Below are 15,958 nucleotides of genomic sequence, written 5' to 3'. Positions count from 1 at the left end.
TCAGGCTAGCGCGTCCTCCAGCGGGACCGACGCGATGCCGACGGCCTCGGCCACGGGGGCGTTCGTCAGGTTGCCGGCATGGGTGTTCAGACCGAGCGCGAGACTGTGGTCGTCGCGGCACGCCTGGACCCAGCCCTTGTTCGCCAGCGCGACCGCGTAGGGCAGCGTCGCGTTGGTCAGCGCGTACGTCGACGTGTTCGGCACCGCGCCCGGCATGTTCGCCACGCAGTAGAACGTCGAGTTGTGCACCTGGTAGGTCGGATCGGCGTGCGTGGTGGGGCGGGTGTCCTCGAAGCAGCCCCCCTGGTCGACCGCGATGTCGACCAGGACCGAACCCGGCTTCATTCGCGAGACCAGTTCATTGCTGACCAGCTTCGGGGCCGCCGCGCCGGGGATGAGCACCGCGCCGATCACCAGATCGGCGGCGATCACCTGCTGCTCGAGGGCCAGCTTCGACGACGCCAGTCCGTGCACCTGGTTGCTGTAGCGCCAGAACGACATCCGGAGCTTGTCGAGGTCGGTGTCGAGGAGGGTGACGTCGGCACCCATGCCGAGCGCGATGTTGGCGGCGTTCTGGCCGGACACCCCGGCACCGATGATCACGACCTTCGCGTTGGCGACACCGCCGACGCCGCCCATCAGCACGCCGCGGCCGCCCTGGGCCTTCATCAGGTTGTAGGCACCGACCTGGGGCGCGAGGCAGCCGGCGACCTCGGACATCGGGTAGAGCAGCGGCAGCGCGCCCGTCGGGAGCTGCACGGTCTCGTAGGCGATGCCAGTGACCTTGCGCTTCAACAACTCCTCGGTCAACGGCTTGTCCGCCGCGAGGTGCAGGTAGGTGAAGAGCACCTGGCCCTCCCGCATCCGGGCGTACTCCTCCGCGATGGGCTCCTTGACCTTGAGCACCATGTCGGCGGTCCCCCACACCGTGTCGGCGTCCGGCAGGATCTGCGCGCCCGCGGCGACGTAGTCGGCATCCTCGATCGAGGAACCCAGTCCCGCGCCGGTCTGGATCAGGACGTCGTGGCCGTGCGCGACCAGTTCGTGCACCCCGATCGGCGTGATCGCCACCCGGTACTCGTGGTTCTTGACTTCCTTCGGCACGCCGACGCGCATGGGACCCTCCTGATCGTTGGCCAGATCGTTGACCTGATCGAAGTCTGAAGATTCGTCGACCCAACCGCTAGTGCCTGTAGCGATTATTCGGCAGGAGCCGCAAGAACGATCAGATCGTCGGCGTGGGCGCGCCGCCGGACCGGCGTGCCGAACCGGATTCGGTACGACGTCCCCGGAGGTGCTCGAAGATCAGGCTGGTCTCGGTCATCGCCACGTCACGGGTACCGCTGAGGTGGACCAGGACGAACTCGCGCAGCTCCTCGGAGTCCGCGGTGGCGACGTGGATCAGGAAGTCGTCCGCGCCGGCGAGGAAGTAGACGTTGAGGACCTCGGGCAGGTCGGCCATGGCCTGGGCGAAGGCGCTGAGTTCACTGCGCGCATGCGGGCGCAACCGGACGGAGATGATGGCCTGCAGGGGTCGACCGACGCTGGCCTGGTCGACCTCGACGTGGGCGCCCAGCAGGACACCGCGCTCGAACAGGGACCGGACCCGGCCGTGGCAGGTCGAGGGCGCTATCCCGACCCGCGCTGCCAGGACGTTGTTCGCCAGCCGGGCATCACGCTGCAACTCGCGAACGATCGCGGCGTCGATGGCATCCAGCTCAGGCATGCTGGTCAGGCTCCCGGTCGCCCCGCGCGGTCGCGCAGCACCTGGACCGCGAGCACGGCCTGGACCACGGGCCCGTCGGCAACGTCGCCGCTGAGGATCGCGTCGACCAGTTCCGGGAACGGGACCCACAACATCTCCAGGTCTGCCTCTTCGTGCTGGAGCACGAAGTCGCCCCGGTCGGCCACAGAGAGCCCCTCCGCCAGGTAGTAGTGGATCCGCTCTGCTGAGTAGCCCGGCGAGCTGAAGGTCGACAGCAGGTGCGTCCACCGCTCGGCCTGCATTGCGGCTTCCTCGCGCAGTTCGCGCCGCGCGACCTCGATCGGGTCCTCTCCCGGGTGATCGCACACGCCCGCCGGAAGCTCGATCAGCCGGTGCTGCGCGGGATGCCGGTACTGGCGCAGGCAGAGCACCCGGTCGTCTTCGTCGATCGCCAGGATGACCGCGGCGCCGGGGTGTTCGACGACCAGGCGCCGGAATGCGCCCTCAGCGACCGCACCCGGCCGCGTGACCTGGTCCGAACGCAGCGCGAGCACCCAGCCGTCGCGGTGCAGGTCCGCACGGGACTCGACCGGCCACGATTCGGGTACGTCGCGCAGTTCGCTCATTCGCCGACCGGCTCCGGGTGCAGGCCGGTCTCGTCGATCTCCAGGCGCGTCTCGCGCTGACGGACCAGCGCAGCGCCGACCAGACCAGCGAAGAGCGGGTGCGGCCGGGTCGGGCGCGAGCGGAGCTCGGGGTGCGCCTGGGTGCCGATGTAGTACGGGTGCACGTCGCGCGGGAGCTCGACGAACTCGACCAGGTCGAGGTCGGTGTTCAGCCCGGAGAACACCAGGCCGGCCTTCGCGAGCCGGTCGCGGTAGGAGTTGTTGACCTCGTAGCGGTGACGGTGGCGCTCCTCGATCACGTCGGCGCCGTAGACCTCACGGGCGATGGAGCCCGCCGAGAGCGTCGCGGGGTACAGCCCCAGGCGCATCGTGCCGCCCAGGTCGCCGGCGCCTTCGACGATGTTCTTCTGCTCCTCCATCGTCGCGATCACCGGCTCCGGGGTGTCGACGTCGAACTCCGTCGAGCCCGCCTTGGTCAGGCCGAGCTCGGTACGGGCGTACTCGATGACCATGCACTGCAAGCCCAGGCACAGGCCGAGCGTGGGGATCGCGTGGGCGCGGGCGTAGGTGAGCGCGCCGAGCTTGCCCTCGAGGCCACGGATGCCGAACCCACCGGGCACACAGATCGCGTCGACGTCGGACAACTGCTTGGCGGCACCCGCCTGCGTCTCGCACTCGTCCGAGGCGACCCAGCGCAGGTGCACCTTGGCCTCGTGGGCGAACCCGCCGGCCCGCAGCGCCTCGGCGACCGACAGGTACGCGTCGTGCAGGTCGACGTACTTGCCGACCAGCGCGATGGTGACGTCTTCCTTGGGGTGGTGCACCCGGCGGAGCAGGTCGTCCCACAGTGTCCAGTCGACATCGCGGAACGGCAGGTTGAGACGTCGTACGACGTAGGCGTCGAGACCCTGACGGTGCAGGACCTTCGGGATGTCGTAGATCGACGGCGCGTCGGCCGCGGTGACCACTGCGTCCTGCTCGACGTCGCACATCAGCGAGATCTTGGCCTTGATGCTGTCGGGCAGCTCGCGGTCCGCGCGGCACACCACGGCATCGGGCTGGATACCGACCTGGCGCAACGCAGCCACGGAGTGCTGGGTCGGCTTGGTCTTCAGCTCTCCCGAGGGACCGATGAACGGAACCAGGGAGACGTGCAGGAAGAAGACGTTGTCGCGACCGATGTCGTGGCGGACCTGGCGCGCGGCCTCCAGGAACGGCAGCGACTCGATGTCGCCCACTGTGCCGCCGACCTCGGTGATCACCACGTCGACCGGGCCGCCCTCGCCGGCGTCGTTCAGAACGGTCTGCCGGCCCATGGCCAGGATCCGTTCCTTGATCTCGTTGGTGATGTGCGGGATCACCTGGACCGTGTCGCCGAGGTACTCGCCCTTGCGCTCCTTGGCGATGACCGACGAATAGACCTGCCCGGTCGTCACATTGGCGATCTGGTTGAGGTTCGTGTCGAGGAAGCGCTCGTAGTGGCCGATGTCGAGGTCGGTCTCGGCGCCGTCGTCGGTGACGAAGACCTCGCCGTGCTGGAACGGGTTCATCGTTCCGGGGTCGACATTGAGGTACGGGTCGAGCTTCTGCATGGTGACCCGAAGGCCCCGGGAACGCAGCAAGCGACCCAGGCTCGAGGCGGTGAGGCCCTTGCCAAGAGAGGAGGCGACCCCTCCGGTGACGAAGAGATGCTTTGCCTGATGTCCGCGCTGCGTCAAGCCACTAAGGGGCGCCATGTTCACGGGATTCCATCCTACGTGTTCCAGCCTCAGCCTGCACGTCGACGCGCCACGTCCAGCAGTTCGCGGGCGTGGGCAAGGGCGGTGTCGGACTCGGCGAGGCCGGCCAACATTCGGGACAGTTCGCGTTCGCGACCCGCGTCATCGAGGGTCACGAGACCGGAGCTGGTGATCAAACCGTTGCTGGCCTTCTCGACCAGGACGTGACGATCGGCGAAGGCCGCGACCTGCGGCAGGTGGGTGACGACGAGGACCTGGGCGCCGAGGGCGAGTGTCGCGAGACGTCGTCCGATCTCGACGGCTGCCGCTCCTCCGACGCCCGCATCGACCTCGTCGAACACGAAGGTCGGGACCGGACTGGTGCCGGCCAGGCAGACCTCGACGGCCAGCATCACGCGGGAGAGCTCACCGCCGGAGGCGCCCTTGTGCAGGGCGCGCGGGTCGGAGCCACTGTTGGCGGCCAACAGGAACTCGACGTCGTCCAGCCCGCTGCGCCCGAACCGCACCCAGGTGTCATCGACGAGCAACAGGTCGGCCGGCGGGTGCTCCTGGTCCACCGGTACGTCGGCGACGGCTCGGGTCGCGACCCGGATCGTCATCCGGGCGTGCGGCATGGCCAGCAGGGTCAGTTCGTCGCTGACGGCCGAGCCCAGCTTCTTGGCTGCGGCGGACCGTGCCTTGCTCAACCGTGCGCCCGCGGCGGCCAGTTCGGCCCGGAGCGCGGCCGAGGCGGCAGCCAGCGCATTGATCTGGTCGTCGGTCGAATCGAGGTCCATCAGTCGCATCGACGCCTGCTCGGCCCAGGCCAGGACGTCGTCGACCGTGTCGCCGTACTTCCGGGTGAGCGCGAGAAGAGCAGCGCGTCGTTCGGATGCGGCGGCCAGGCGGTTCGGGTCGGTGTCGATGCCCGACGCGTAGGACGCGACGTCGGCCGCCACGTCGGAGAGCAGGTAACTGACTTCGGCGACCCGGTCCGCAAGCGCTCCGGCCTCGGGGTCGTGGCCGCGGACGCCTTCGAGCAGTCCTCGGGCTGCGGAGACGGCGCCCAGTGCGTCCGGGGAGCCGTGATCGCTGGACAGGGCCTCGCGGGCCTGCTCGGCCGCCCCCCGCAACGTGTCGGCATGGCCGAGCCGGGACTCCTCGGCCGCCAGGTCGACGTCCTCACCCGACTGCGGGGCAACCGCGGCGACCTCGTCGACGCCGAACCGGAGCACGTCTGCTTCACGCGCTCGTTCGCGAGCGGTCGCGCGCACGTCGGCGAGTTCCCGCTCGGTGGCGATCAGGCGGTCGTGCAGGTCGATGTAGGTGGCGTGCAGCGCCTCGTGGCCGCCGAAGCGGTCGAGCGCGTGCCGTTGGGTCTGCGGCTTCAGCAACCGGTGCTGGTCGGACTGGCCGTGGACCGCGACGAGCGGCTCGGCGATCGCAGCGAGGGTGGCCACCGGCACGCCCGCTCCCCCAGCGAACGCCCGGGAACGGCCCTCCGCGCTGACGTTGCGCGCCAGGACGACACTGCCGTCCTCGACTTCGCCGCCCGCTTCCTCGACCGCAGCAACCAGGCCGGGCAGGGCATCTGCGCGCACCAGTCCCTCGACGCGGGCCTGCTTCGCACCAGCGCGCACGGCGCCGGTGTCGGAACGCCCGCCGAGCAACAAGCCCAGGGCGGTGACGACCATGGTCTTGCCGGCGCCGGTCTCACCCGTGATGACGGTCAGGCCGGGGCCGAGTTCGAGGACCGAGGAGTCGATGACGCCGAGTGAGGTGATCCGCAGTTCTTCGATCACGTCCGGTCACCGCGCTCCCATGCCTGGCGGCGCTCGGCCGCGCCGCGCCAGCCCTCGACCGACAAGCCGAACTTCGCGACCAGCCGATCGGTGAACGGGGCCTGGTGGAGGCGGACCAACCGAACCGGACGCAAGCCGCGGCTGACCTCGATCCGAGCACCGGGCGGGAGGTCGACGCTGCGCCGACCGTCGCACCACAACACACCCGAGCCCTGGTTGCCTTCGAGCACCTCGATCGCGATGACCGAGGACGGCGCGACCACCATCGGCCGGGCAAAGAGTGCGTGGGCGCTGAGCGGAACGATGCAGAGTGCTTCGACCTGCGGCCACACGATGGGCCCACCGGCACTGAAGTTGTACGCCGTCGAGCCGGTCGGAGTCGCACAGACGACGCCGTCGCAGCCCCAGCGCGACAGCGGGCGGCTGTCGATCTCGACGACGACCTCGAGCATCCGCTCACGGGCCGCCTTCTCCACGCTCGCCTCGTTGAGGGCGAACGTCGCGTAGACCAGTTCGCCGTCGACGAAGGCCCGCACATCGAGCGTCAGGCGATCCTCGGTCGTGTAGCGCTGGTGGACGATCGCATCGATCGTGGCAGCGACGTCCTCGTGCTCGGCTTCGGCCAGGAAGCCCACGTGGCCCAGATTGACCCCGAGGACGGGCGTCAGCCGTTTGTGGGTGACCTCCGCGGCCCGCAGGATGCTGCCGTCGCCGCCGATCACCACGGTGAGTTCGCAACCGCGGCTGGCGTCGGTCTCCGAGTCGGTCAGTTCCACGGCCGGCACGTAGCCGGCCGGGTCGAGTTCGAGGTCGTCGGCCTCGACGCGCAGCAACCGGACGATGATCCCGTTGCCAGTGAGTTCCTTGACGAAGGAGCGGGCGACCTCGCGGGCCTCCGGGCGGCGCGTGTGCGCCAGCACCAGGACGCGACGGGGCGTGTCGCTGCTCGTGCCCACCCCCATGTCGCTGCTCGTCATGGAGTCACCATCTCATCCGGGGCCGACGTACCGCGCCGTACAACCTCTGCGATGGACTCATCATCGACTTCGGGCGCTCCGTGGCGCAGCCACAGGAAGAACTCGACATTGCCCGAAGGCCCCGGCAGGGGGCTCACGGTGACGGCCTTCGCGCCCCACCCACGCACGGCAGCAGCGTGGGCCACCCCGAGGACGGCCTCAGCGCGCAACTCCGGGTCCCTGACCACGCCGCCCTTGCCGACGCGGTCCTTGCCGACCTCGAACTGTGGCTTGACCATCAGCGCCAGGTCGCCGTCGGGTCGCGTCACACCCAGGAGCGCATCCAGGACCAGGACGAGGGAGATGAAGGAGAGATCCCCGACGACCAGGTCGACCGGGCCACCGATGTCGTCGACCGTCAGGGTCCGCACGTTGGTGCGGTCGTGGACACGCACCTTCTCGTGCTGCTGCAGCGACCAGTCGAGTTGTCCGTACCCGACGTCGACGGCCACGACCTCATCAGCGCCGGCGCGCAGCAGTACGTCGGTGAACCCGCCCGTCGAAGCGCCGGCGTCCAGGCAACGACGGCCGGTGACGGTCAGGCCGTCAGCGCCGAAGACGGTCAGTGCTCCGAGCAGCTTGTGGGCGCCGCGCGAGACGTAGTCCGGGCCGTGCTCTCCCTCGAGCACGAGGATCGCGAGGTCGGTCGTGACACCGGTCGCGGGCTTGGTCGCCACGACGCCGGACACCTTCACCCGTCCGTCAGCAATCAGTTGGGCAGCACGCTCGCGGGACGGCGCCAGACCTCGGCGAACCAGTTCCGCGTCGAGTCGGAGTCGGCGCGGTGGCACGGTCAGGCGCTGGCGGCGGGCGGATTGTCGAGGGTCTGGCGCAGATCAGCGTGCGCTGCCTCGAAGACGGCTGCGTGCTCTCCCAGCGGCCGGGCGTCGAGCCCTGCCACGAGGTCGAGCACCCGGTCGACAGCATCGATCCCGGTGGGCGTGGGCGCCGGAACAGGTACCTCGGTCATGCGGTGAGGCTACCGCGCCACACGGGTGACTCCGGGGACCCGGGCCGCGGTGAGGTCCACCACCGTCCCGGTGGCGTCGAGATGGCGCCACGCCGCATCGGCCGCGACGCGCCACCAGTCGGCTGGATCCGCGTCGGGCGCCACCTGGTCGAGCTCGAGCCGGCCGTCGCGCGCGTGGGCGCGCCAGCCTCCGAGCACCCAGAGGTCGCCGTCACGCTCCGGGATCCGATGGGCCCTCCCGAGACCGCCGAGATCGGGAGAGATGTAGGACGGCCGGAGCGAAGGCGGCGCGGCAACGAGTTCCTCGATCCCGGTGACTCCGGTCAGCACCAGCAGCGAGTCGACACCTGCGTTGTGGGCACCTTCGATGTCGGTGTCGAGGCGGTCGCCGACCATGAGCGGGCGGTCGCCGCCGACGCGCCGTACCGTCTCGTCCAGGAGCGGCCGCTCCGGCTTGCCGGCCACCACCGGTGAGATTCCGGCGAACCGCTCGACCATCTCGACCAGCACGCCGTGACCAGGCGCGACCCCGAACGACGTCGGGATCGTGGTGTCGGTGTTGCTGGCCACCCACGGGACGCCGTCCTTGATCCGTACGGCGGCCCGCATGATCTCCTTCCACCGCAGCTCCGGCCCGTAGCCGGAAGCCACGGCGTCGGCATCGTCGTCGACGTCCACCGGAACCAGGCCGATCTCTTCCAGTGCTGCGCGCAAGCCCGGCCCGCCCAGACACACGATCCGTGCGCCGACCCCGAAGCGCTCGACCAGCAGATGGGCGGCCGCCTGCGCGCTGGTCACCACATCGGTCGTGCTCGCGGGAACCCCCAACTCGGTCAGGTGCTCGGCCACCGCCGTGGGCGGACGGGAGGCGTTGTTGGTGATGAAGGCAACGCGCATGCCGGCAGTCCGGACGTCGGCAATGTGACCGGCCGCGCCCGGCACCGCCGCAGCCCCGATGTAGACCACACCGTCCAGGTCGAGCATCGCCAGGTCATAAGCAGCCGAGAGCGGCCGACTGGAGGTGAGCAACACAGGTCCACCTTGCCAGTGCTGGCCACCGAATGCTCCGTACGATGCCCAGATGGACGCAACCGCCCTGGTGACACCGCCGTACGTCGCCGGACCGCTGCGCCTCGAGCCGTTCGCGGGCCTGATGCTCGCGCCCGGCCGGGTGGGCAACCCGTCGACCGGCCGCGCCTTCGCCCGGCCCTACAAGGACGTGTCCGCCCGTCTGCTGCGGTGGCAGGCCAAGGGTTACGTGAGTCGCGACGCCGAGGCAGCGCTCTATCTTCACGAGTACACCTCGGCCGGGATGACCGTGCGCGGCCTCGTCGGCGCCCTCGATGTGTCACGGCGCGCCAAGCGTCCCGCGGACCGGGCGGTGCTCCCCCACGAGGGCATCCATCCGGCTCAGGCCGATGACCTCGCCGACCGGATGGCCGAGATGCAGTTGAACCCGGCGCCGATCCTGCTGGTCCACCGCGGCACCGACGTTCTGCGTACGACACTGGCCAAAGTGATGACCAACGCGCCCGATCACGCCTTCACCGACCGCGGCGAGCAGCAGCACCGGATCTGGGCCATCCGCGACCCTGCCACGTTGACGACGATTGCCATCGAGCTGGCCGGCAGTCGTGCCCTCATCGCCGACGGGCACCACCGGTACGCCGCCTACCTCCGGCTGCAACGACGCCACGCCGGCGCACACGGCGGCCGGGCGGCGACCGACTTCGGCCTCGCCATGCTGGTCGACCAGGAAGCGACGCCGCTGTTCCTCGGCCCCATCCACCGGACCTTGGCCGGCGCCTCACTGGCTGACCTTCGTGACGCGGTGGAAAGCGTCGGCCTCCATTACAAGGAACACAGCCAGAGTGAGGCTGTCGGAGCGCTCTGTGCCACGCGCTTGGCCGCGACCGACGGCACCACTTGGGCGGTGCTCGACCTCGATCCCGGCAGCGGTGAAGCCGCCGTGGAAACGCTGCACCGCCGTATCGTCCCGGCGCTTCCCCACGGCCCGACGGCCGTCACCTATCACCACAGCGTCGACGAGGCATTGGCACGCGCGCGTCCCGACCAGGTCGCGGTGCTGATGCCCGCACCGTCCGTGGACCTGGTGCTCCGGATCGCCGAGGCGGATCGCCTCCTGCCTGAGAAGGCGACCTCGTTCCAGCCCAAGCCCAGTCTCGGCGTCCTCATTCGGTCCTTGCGCGACGCACCATCCGACCCGAGCTGACCTCGACTTCGACCCGGGAGTTCGTCGCTCCGCCGGCGCGATAGAACCGCCGCCTCAGGGCGCCCTCGATCGCCACCTCGTCGCCTGCACGCCATCGCCCCATCGCGCGACGTGCCCTGGGCGTCCACGCCGCCAGGTCCACCACGTCGACGGAGGCGCTCTTGCGTCCCGTCGGAAGCACCTTCACTTCCTCACGGTCAACGATCAAGCGGCACACGCCGAGCAGATCGCCACTCGGCAGTTCGCGTTGTTCTGCATCGGCGGCAAGCCGGCCGACCAGGGTCACTTCATTCACCACTTTCGGTTCCTCCTCCTTTGGGGATGAACCGAGCATCCGGAACACGACCGACACCGGGCCGTACCGTGGCGGGATGCGGTGGAGAAACTCCCGACGAATCGAGCCATGTGGACAACTCATGGACCCACGCCTCGCCCAATGGGGACACAAAAGCACGAAAGGCCAGCACCATAGGTGCTGGCCTTTCGGCAATGTATGTCCGGCGGCGTCCTACTCTCCCACAGCCTCTCGGTTGCAGTACCATCGGCGCTGGCAGGCTTAACTTCCGGGTTCGGGATGGGACCGGGTGTTTCCCTGCCGCTATGGCCGCCGTAACTCTATTAACCCTCTGTTCGGGGTGCCCGTGTGGTGAGAGTTGTCCCCGTGTTGGTGGGGGTTCTGACCTGGGTCCCGTGTCGGGGTTGGTCTTCATAGTGGACGCGTGTTTGTGTGTGATGCGTGTTTGTTAAGTGTGTTGGGGATTTGTTGTGGCAAGTCTTCGGCCTATTAGTACCGGTCGGCTGGGCATTGCTGCTGTACACCTCCGGCCTATCAACCCAATAATCTTTTGGGGGCCTTAACCCCACAAGGGGGTGGGAAACCTCATCTTGAAACGTGCTTCCCGCTTAGATGCGTTCAGCGGTTATCACTTCCGAACGTAGCCAACCAGCCATGCACCTGGCGGTACAACTGGCACACCAGAGGTTCGTCCATCCCGGTCCTCTCGTACTAGGGACAGCCTTTCTCAAGTTTCCTACGCGCGCGGCGGATAGGGACCGAACTGTCTCACGACGTTCTAAACCCAGCTCGCGTGCCGCTTTAATGGGCGAACAGCCCAACCCTTGGGACCTACTCCAGCCCCAGGATGCGACGAGCCGACATCGAGGTGCCAAACCATCCCGTCGATATGGACTCTTGGGGAAGATCAGCCTGTTATCCCCGGGGTACCTTTTATCCGTTGAGCGACAACGCTTCCACTCGCAGTTGCCGGATCACTAGTTCCGACTTTCGTCCCTGCTCGACATGTCTGTCTCACAGTCAAGCTCCCTTGTGCACTTACACTCAACACCTGATTGCCAACCAGGCTGAGGGAACCTTTGAGCGCCTCCGTTACTCTTTAGGAGGCAACCGCCCCAGTTAAACTACCCATCAGGCACTGTCCCTGAACCAGATCATGGCCCTAGGTTAGACATCTAGTACGACCAGAGTGGTATTTCAACGTTGACTCCACAACCACTGGCGTGGCCGCTTCAAAGTCTCCCACCTATCCTACACAAGCCGAACCAAACACCAATGCCAAACTATAGTAAAGGTCCCGGGGTCTTTCCGTCCTGCCGCGCGTAACGAGCATCTTTACTCGTAGTGCAATTTCGCCGAGTCCATGGTTGAGACAGCGCCCAAGTCGTTACTCCATTCGTGCAGGTCGGAACTTACCCGACAAGGAATTTCGCTACCTTAGGATGGTTATAGTTACCACCGCCGTTTACTGGGGCTTAAATTCTGAGCTTCGACTTGCGTCTAACCCGTCCTCTTAACCTTCCAGCACCGGGCAGGAGTCAGTCCGTATACATCGTCTTACAACTTCGCACGGACCTGTGTTTTTAGTAAACAGTCGCTTGGGCCTGGTCTCTGCGGCCCTTCACGCTCCCCCAGCAAGTGGGTTCACGATCCGGGCCCCCCTTCTCCCGAAGTTACGGGGGCATTTTGCCGAGTTCCTTAACCATGGTTGTCTCGATCGCCTTAGTATTCTCTACTTGATCACCTGAGTCGGTTTGGGGTACGGGCGGCTCATGGCTCGCTAGAGGTTTTTCTCGGCAGCATAGGATCACCCACTTCCCCCATACGGGGTCGGCATCACGTCTCAAGGTCACCGATCAAACGGCTACGTGGCGGATTTGCCTACCACGTCCCCTACACGCTTACCCGCCGTCTACCATCGCGGCGGTTGGGCTACCTTCCTGCGTCACCCCATCGCTTGACTACTACCGGTTCGGGTTCCACGCTCCGCTCCAACCCCTCGGCCCGAAGGCTCTGGTAGATGAAGTTTCGGGTGGTTAGCATTACCGGGCTCATCATGGGCGCCATTTCGCCGGTACGGGAATATCAACCCGTTGTCCATCGACTACGCCTGTCGGCCTCGCCTTAGGTCCCGACTTACCCAGGGCAGATTAGCTTGACCCTGGAACCCTTGATCATTCGGCGCACGGGTTTCTCGCCCGTGATTCGCTACTCATGCCTGCATTCTCACTCGTGTGGCGTCCACGGCTGGATCACTCCGCCGCTTCACTCGCCACACGACGCTCCCCTACCCATCGACGCCCCTGAACCAACTGATCAAGTCAGCGGCTTGGGTTAATACGTCGATGCCATGGCTTCGGCGGGCGGCTTGAGCCCCGCTACATTGTCGGCGCGGAATCACTTGACCAGTGAGCTATTACGCACTCTTTCAAGGGTGGCTGCTTCCAAGCCAACCTCCTGGTTGTCACTGCGACTCCACATCCTTTTCCACTTAGCCGCCTCTTAGGGGCCTTAGCCGATGGTCTGGGCTGTTTCCCTCTCGACTACGAACCTTATCGCCCGCAGTCTCACTGCCACGCTTACACTTACCGGCATTCGGAGTTTGGCTAACGTCAGTAACCTGGTCGGGCCCATCGGCTATCCAGTGCTCTACCTCCGGCAAGAAACACGCAACGCTGCACCTAAATGCATTTCGGGGAGAACCAGCTATCACGGAGTTTGATTGGCCTTTCACCCCTACCCACAGGTCATCCCCTCAGTTTTCAACCTAAGTGGGTTCGGTCCTCCACGCCGTCTTACCGGCGCTTCAACCTGCCCATGGGTAGATCACTCCGCTTCGGGTCTTGAGCGTGCGACTAAAGCGCCCTATTCAGACTCGCTTTCGCTACGGCTTCCCCACACGGGTTAACCTCGCCACACACCGCAAACTCGCAGGCTCATTCTTCAAAAGGCACGCTATCACCCAAACAAGTTCAGGCTCTAACGGATTGTAGGCACATGGTTTCAGGTACTATTTCACTCCCCGCCAGGGGTACTTTTCACCTTTCCCTCACGGTACTTGTCCGCTATCGGTCATCGAGGAGTATTTAGGCTTAACGGGTGGTCCCGCCAGATTCACACACCATTCCAGGAGTGGCGTGTTACTTGGGAGATATCGAACACAGCCAGCATCTATCGTCTACGGGGCTATCACCCGCTACGGCACCGCTTTCCAACGGACTTCGACCTCAACACTGGTTTCTGACTGTGCGCTGAACCGGCAGGCCCAACAACGACATTCCCACGACCCCTACACCGCAACGTCTGCCGACTATCACACGATATAGGTTTAGCCTCATCCGATTTCGCTCGCCACTACTCTCGGAATCACGGTTGTTTTCTCTTCCTGTGGGTACTGAGATGTTTCACTTCCCCACGTTCCCTCCACACACCCTATTTTATTCAGATGTGGGTAACTGGACATAACTCCAGCTGGGTTTCCCCATTCGGACATCCCCGGATCAACGCTCGGTTGCCAACTCCCCAGGGCATTTCGCAGGCTCCCACGTCCTTCATCGGCTCTCGATGCCAAGGCATCCACCATGTGCCCTTAATAACTTGCCCACAACAAACCACCAACACACACAACAACCACCAAACAACAGTGCATCATGCGCATCGGATCGTCCTCGTGGTAACTCAAATTCTCAAGAACACTAAAACAATCACGAAACAACACAAACAAAAACCGCCCACCACCAGATGCCGTCCACCCCCTCTAACAACAAGGAGCCTGAACAACACATCGTGCGGGCGGATGCTCGCGTCCACTATGAATAAATCAAACAACCAAGAAGCCCAACCAGCTCACCTGAACCCACCCCCCAACCCAAGCCGAAGCTCAAGCAGGAAGACGTACCAGTCCAGGCTCGTCTGATGCCTCAGATACCCAACAGCGTGTCAGCACACCCACACCAACCAACAACCAAGAGGCTGTCGACCAGGCAAGTAAGAAATGTTGTGTTCCACTAGTGAACAACCCAAAGTTTCAATGACACATTCGGCCACCGAGCAGGGTGTGCTCCTTAGAAAGGAGGTGATCCAGCCGCACCTTCCGGTACGGCTACCTTGTTACGACTTCGTCCCAATCGCCAGCCCCACCTTCGACGGCTCCTTCCACAAGGGTTAGGCCACCGGCTTCGGGTGTTGCCGACTTTCGTGACGTGACGGGCGGTGTGTACAAGGCCCGGGAACGTATTCACCGCAGCGTTGCTGATCTGCGATTACTAGCGACTCCGACTTCATGGGGTCGAGTTGCAGACCCCAATCCGAACTGAGACCGGCTTTTTGGGATTCGCTCCCCCTCACGGGATCGCAGCCCTTTGTACCGGCCATTGTAGCATGCGTGAAGCCCTGGACATAAGGGGCATGATGACTTGACGTCATCCCCACCTTCCTCCGAGTTGACCCCGGCAGTCTCCTATGAGTCCCCACCATTACGTGCTGGCAACATAGAACGAGGGTTGCGCTCGTTGCGGGACTTAACCCAACATCTCACGACACGAGCTGACGACAGCCATGCACCACCTGTATACGAGTATCAATGAGACCCACATCTCTGCAGGCTTCCCGTATATGTCAAACCCAGGTAAGGTTCTTCGCGTTGCATCGAATTAATCCGCATGCTCCGCCGCTTGTGCGGGCCCCCGTCAATTCCTTTGAGTTTTAGCCTTGCGGCCGTACTCCCCAGGCGGGGCGCTTAATGCGTTAGCTACGGCACGGAACCCATGGAATAGGTCCCACACCTAGCGCCCAACGTTTACGGTGTGGACTACCAGGGTATCTAATCCTGTTCGCTCCCCACACTTTCGCTCCTCAGCGTCAGGTAATGCCCAGAGAACCGCCTTCGCCACCGGTGTTCCTCCTGATATCTGCGCATTTCACCGCTACACCAGGAATTCCATTCTCCCCTGCATACCTCTAGTCTGCCCGTATCGAAAGCAAGCCATGAGTTAAGCCCATGGTTTTCACTCCCGACGCGACAAACCGCCTACGAGCCCTTTACGCCCAATAATTCCGGACAACGCTCGGACCCTACGTATTACCGCGGCTGCTGGCACGTAGTTGGCCGGTCCTTCTTCTGTACCTACCGTCACTTTCGCTTCGTCGGTACTGAAAGAGGTTTACAACCCGAAGGCCGTCATCCCTCACGCGGCGTTGCTGGATCAGGCTTCCGCCCATTGTCCAATATTCCCCACTGCTGCCTCCCGTAGGAGTCTGGGCCGTGTCTCAGTCCCAGTGTGACCGGTCACCCTCTCAGGCCGGTTACCCGTCAAAGCCTTGGTGAGCCATTACCTCACCAACAAGCTGATAGGCCGCGAGCACATCCTGCGCCGAAAAACTTTCCACACACCCCCATGCAGGGACATGTCATATCCGGTATTAATCACCGTTTCCGGTGGCTATCCCAGAGCGCAGGGCAGATTACTCACGTGTTACTCACCCGTTCGCCGCTCGAGTACCCCCGAAGGAGCCTTTCCGCTCGACTTGCATGTGTTAAGCACGCCGCCAGCGTTCGTCCTGAGCCAGGATCAAACTCTCCATAAGAAAATCC

Annotated in this window: 11 protein-coding genes and 3 rRNA genes; 1 reads left to right on the top strand and 13 read right to left on the bottom strand. The window is 65.0% G+C overall.

Annotated features, from left to right (window positions below; translation table 11 throughout):
* The 9 genes from ald to HRC28_RS14150 form a co-directional block, all read right to left on the bottom strand.
* Complete coding sequence (gene ald, locus HRC28_RS14190) at window positions 1-1,116, bottom strand: alanine dehydrogenase (protein ID WP_182376146.1); 1,116 nt, start codon at window positions 1,114-1,116, stop codon at window positions 1-3.
* A 109-nt stretch (window positions 1,117-1,225) separates the two neighbouring features.
* The gene (locus tag HRC28_RS14185; protein ID WP_182376145.1) at window positions 1,226-1,726 is read right to left on the bottom strand and encodes an Lrp/AsnC family transcriptional regulator; all 501 of its coding nucleotides are present in this window, start codon (window positions 1,724-1,726) and stop codon (window positions 1,226-1,228) included.
* A gap of 5 nt (window positions 1,727-1,731) precedes the next feature.
* Window positions 1,732-2,331 carry an NUDIX hydrolase gene (locus tag HRC28_RS14180; protein ID WP_182376144.1) on the bottom strand — a complete coding sequence of 200 codons (600 nt, stop codon included), beginning with the start codon at window positions 2,329-2,331 and terminating at the stop codon, window positions 1,732-1,734.
* Window positions 2,328-4,067: a CTP synthase gene (locus HRC28_RS14175; RefSeq protein WP_182376143.1), complete on the bottom strand. Its 1,740-nt coding sequence runs from the start codon at window positions 4,065-4,067 to the stop codon at window positions 2,328-2,330. Before HRC28_RS14175 ends, HRC28_RS14180 begins: the two co-directional genes overlap by 4 nt.
* Before the next feature lie 32 nt (window positions 4,068-4,099).
* Complete coding sequence (gene recN, locus HRC28_RS14170; RefSeq protein ID WP_182376142.1) at window positions 4,100-5,851, bottom strand: DNA repair protein RecN; 1,752 nt, start codon at window positions 5,849-5,851, stop codon at window positions 4,100-4,102.
* Window positions 5,848-6,828 (bottom strand): NAD kinase, encoded by a 981-nt coding sequence (locus HRC28_RS14165; RefSeq protein ID WP_237111491.1) that lies wholly within the window; start codon window positions 6,826-6,828, stop codon window positions 5,848-5,850. The genes recN and HRC28_RS14165 overlap by 4 nt, the downstream gene beginning before the upstream one ends.
* Window positions 6,825-7,658, bottom strand: coding sequence for a TlyA family RNA methyltransferase (locus HRC28_RS14160; RefSeq protein ID WP_182376141.1), 834 nt, complete (start codon window positions 7,656-7,658; stop codon window positions 6,825-6,827). The genes HRC28_RS14165 and HRC28_RS14160 overlap by 4 nt, the downstream gene beginning before the upstream one ends.
* A 2-nt stretch (window positions 7,659-7,660) precedes the next feature.
* Window positions 7,661-7,837, bottom strand: coding sequence for a hypothetical protein (locus HRC28_RS14155; protein WP_182376140.1), 177 nt, complete (start codon window positions 7,835-7,837; stop codon window positions 7,661-7,663).
* Between the two features lie 9 nt (window positions 7,838-7,846).
* Window positions 7,847-8,869 (bottom strand): HAD-IIA family hydrolase, encoded by a 1,023-nt coding sequence (locus HRC28_RS14150; RefSeq protein WP_237111490.1) that lies wholly within the window; start codon window positions 8,867-8,869, stop codon window positions 7,847-7,849.
* Between the two features lie 49 nt (window positions 8,870-8,918).
* Here HRC28_RS14150 and HRC28_RS14145 point away from each other — a divergent pair, with 49 nt between their 5' ends.
* Window positions 8,919-10,070 (top strand): DUF1015 family protein, encoded by a 1,152-nt coding sequence (locus HRC28_RS14145; protein WP_182376139.1) that lies wholly within the window; start codon window positions 8,919-8,921, stop codon window positions 10,068-10,070.
* Here HRC28_RS14145 and HRC28_RS14140 read toward each other — a convergent pair.
* The 4 genes from HRC28_RS14140 to HRC28_RS14125 form a co-directional block, all read right to left on the bottom strand.
* On the bottom strand, window positions 10,030-10,422 hold the full coding sequence (locus tag HRC28_RS14140; protein ID WP_237111489.1) for a single-stranded DNA-binding protein: 393 nt from the start codon (window positions 10,420-10,422) through the stop codon (window positions 10,030-10,032). The two genes, HRC28_RS14145 and HRC28_RS14140, sit on opposite strands and share 41 nt — an antisense overlap.
* Window positions 10,423-10,565: 143 nt before the next feature.
* Window positions 10,566-10,682, bottom strand: a 5S ribosomal RNA gene (gene rrf / locus HRC28_RS14135).
* A gap of 152 nt (window positions 10,683-10,834) precedes the next feature.
* Window positions 10,835-13,968: ribosomal RNA gene (locus HRC28_RS14130) — 23S ribosomal RNA — on the bottom strand.
* Window positions 13,969-14,433: 465 nt separating this feature from the next.
* Window positions 14,434-15,951, bottom strand: a 16S ribosomal RNA gene (locus tag HRC28_RS14125).
* The 16S, 23S and 5S rRNA genes sit together here, the layout of an rRNA operon.
* Window positions 15,952-15,958 lie beyond the last annotated feature (7 nt).

It is taken from the genome of Nocardioides sp. WS12, from assembly GCF_014108865.1.
GTDB lineage: Bacteria > Actinomycetota > Actinomycetes > Propionibacteriales > Nocardioidaceae > Nocardioides.
This window is presented reverse-complemented; position numbering and strand designations above follow the sequence as displayed.

Bases quoted from the DNA above. Each gene is read 5' to 3' on its own strand.
- ald (WP_182376146.1), bottom strand. From the start codon at position 1,116: ATGCGCGTCGGCGTGCCGAAGGAAGTCAAGAACCACGAGTACCGGGTG.
- HRC28_RS14185 (WP_182376145.1), bottom strand. From the start codon at position 1,726: ATGCCTGAGCTGGATGCCATCGACGCCGCGATCGTTCGCGAGTTGCAG.
- HRC28_RS14180 (WP_182376144.1), bottom strand. From the start codon at position 2,331: ATGAGCGAACTGCGCGACGTACCCGAATCGTGGCCGGTCGAGTCCCGT.
- HRC28_RS14175 (WP_182376143.1), bottom strand. From the start codon at position 4,067: ATGGCGCCCCTTAGTGGCTTGACGCAGCGCGGACATCAGGCAAAGCAT.
- HRC28_RS14165 (WP_237111491.1), bottom strand. From the start codon at position 6,828: ATGACGAGCAGCGACATGGGGGTGGGCACGAGCAGCGACACGCCCCGT.
- HRC28_RS14155 (WP_182376140.1), bottom strand. From the start codon at position 7,837: ATGACCGAGGTACCTGTTCCGGCGCCCACGCCCACCGGGATCGATGCT.
- HRC28_RS14145 (WP_182376139.1), top strand. From the start codon at position 8,919: ATGGACGCAACCGCCCTGGTGACACCGCCGTACGTCGCCGGACCGCTG.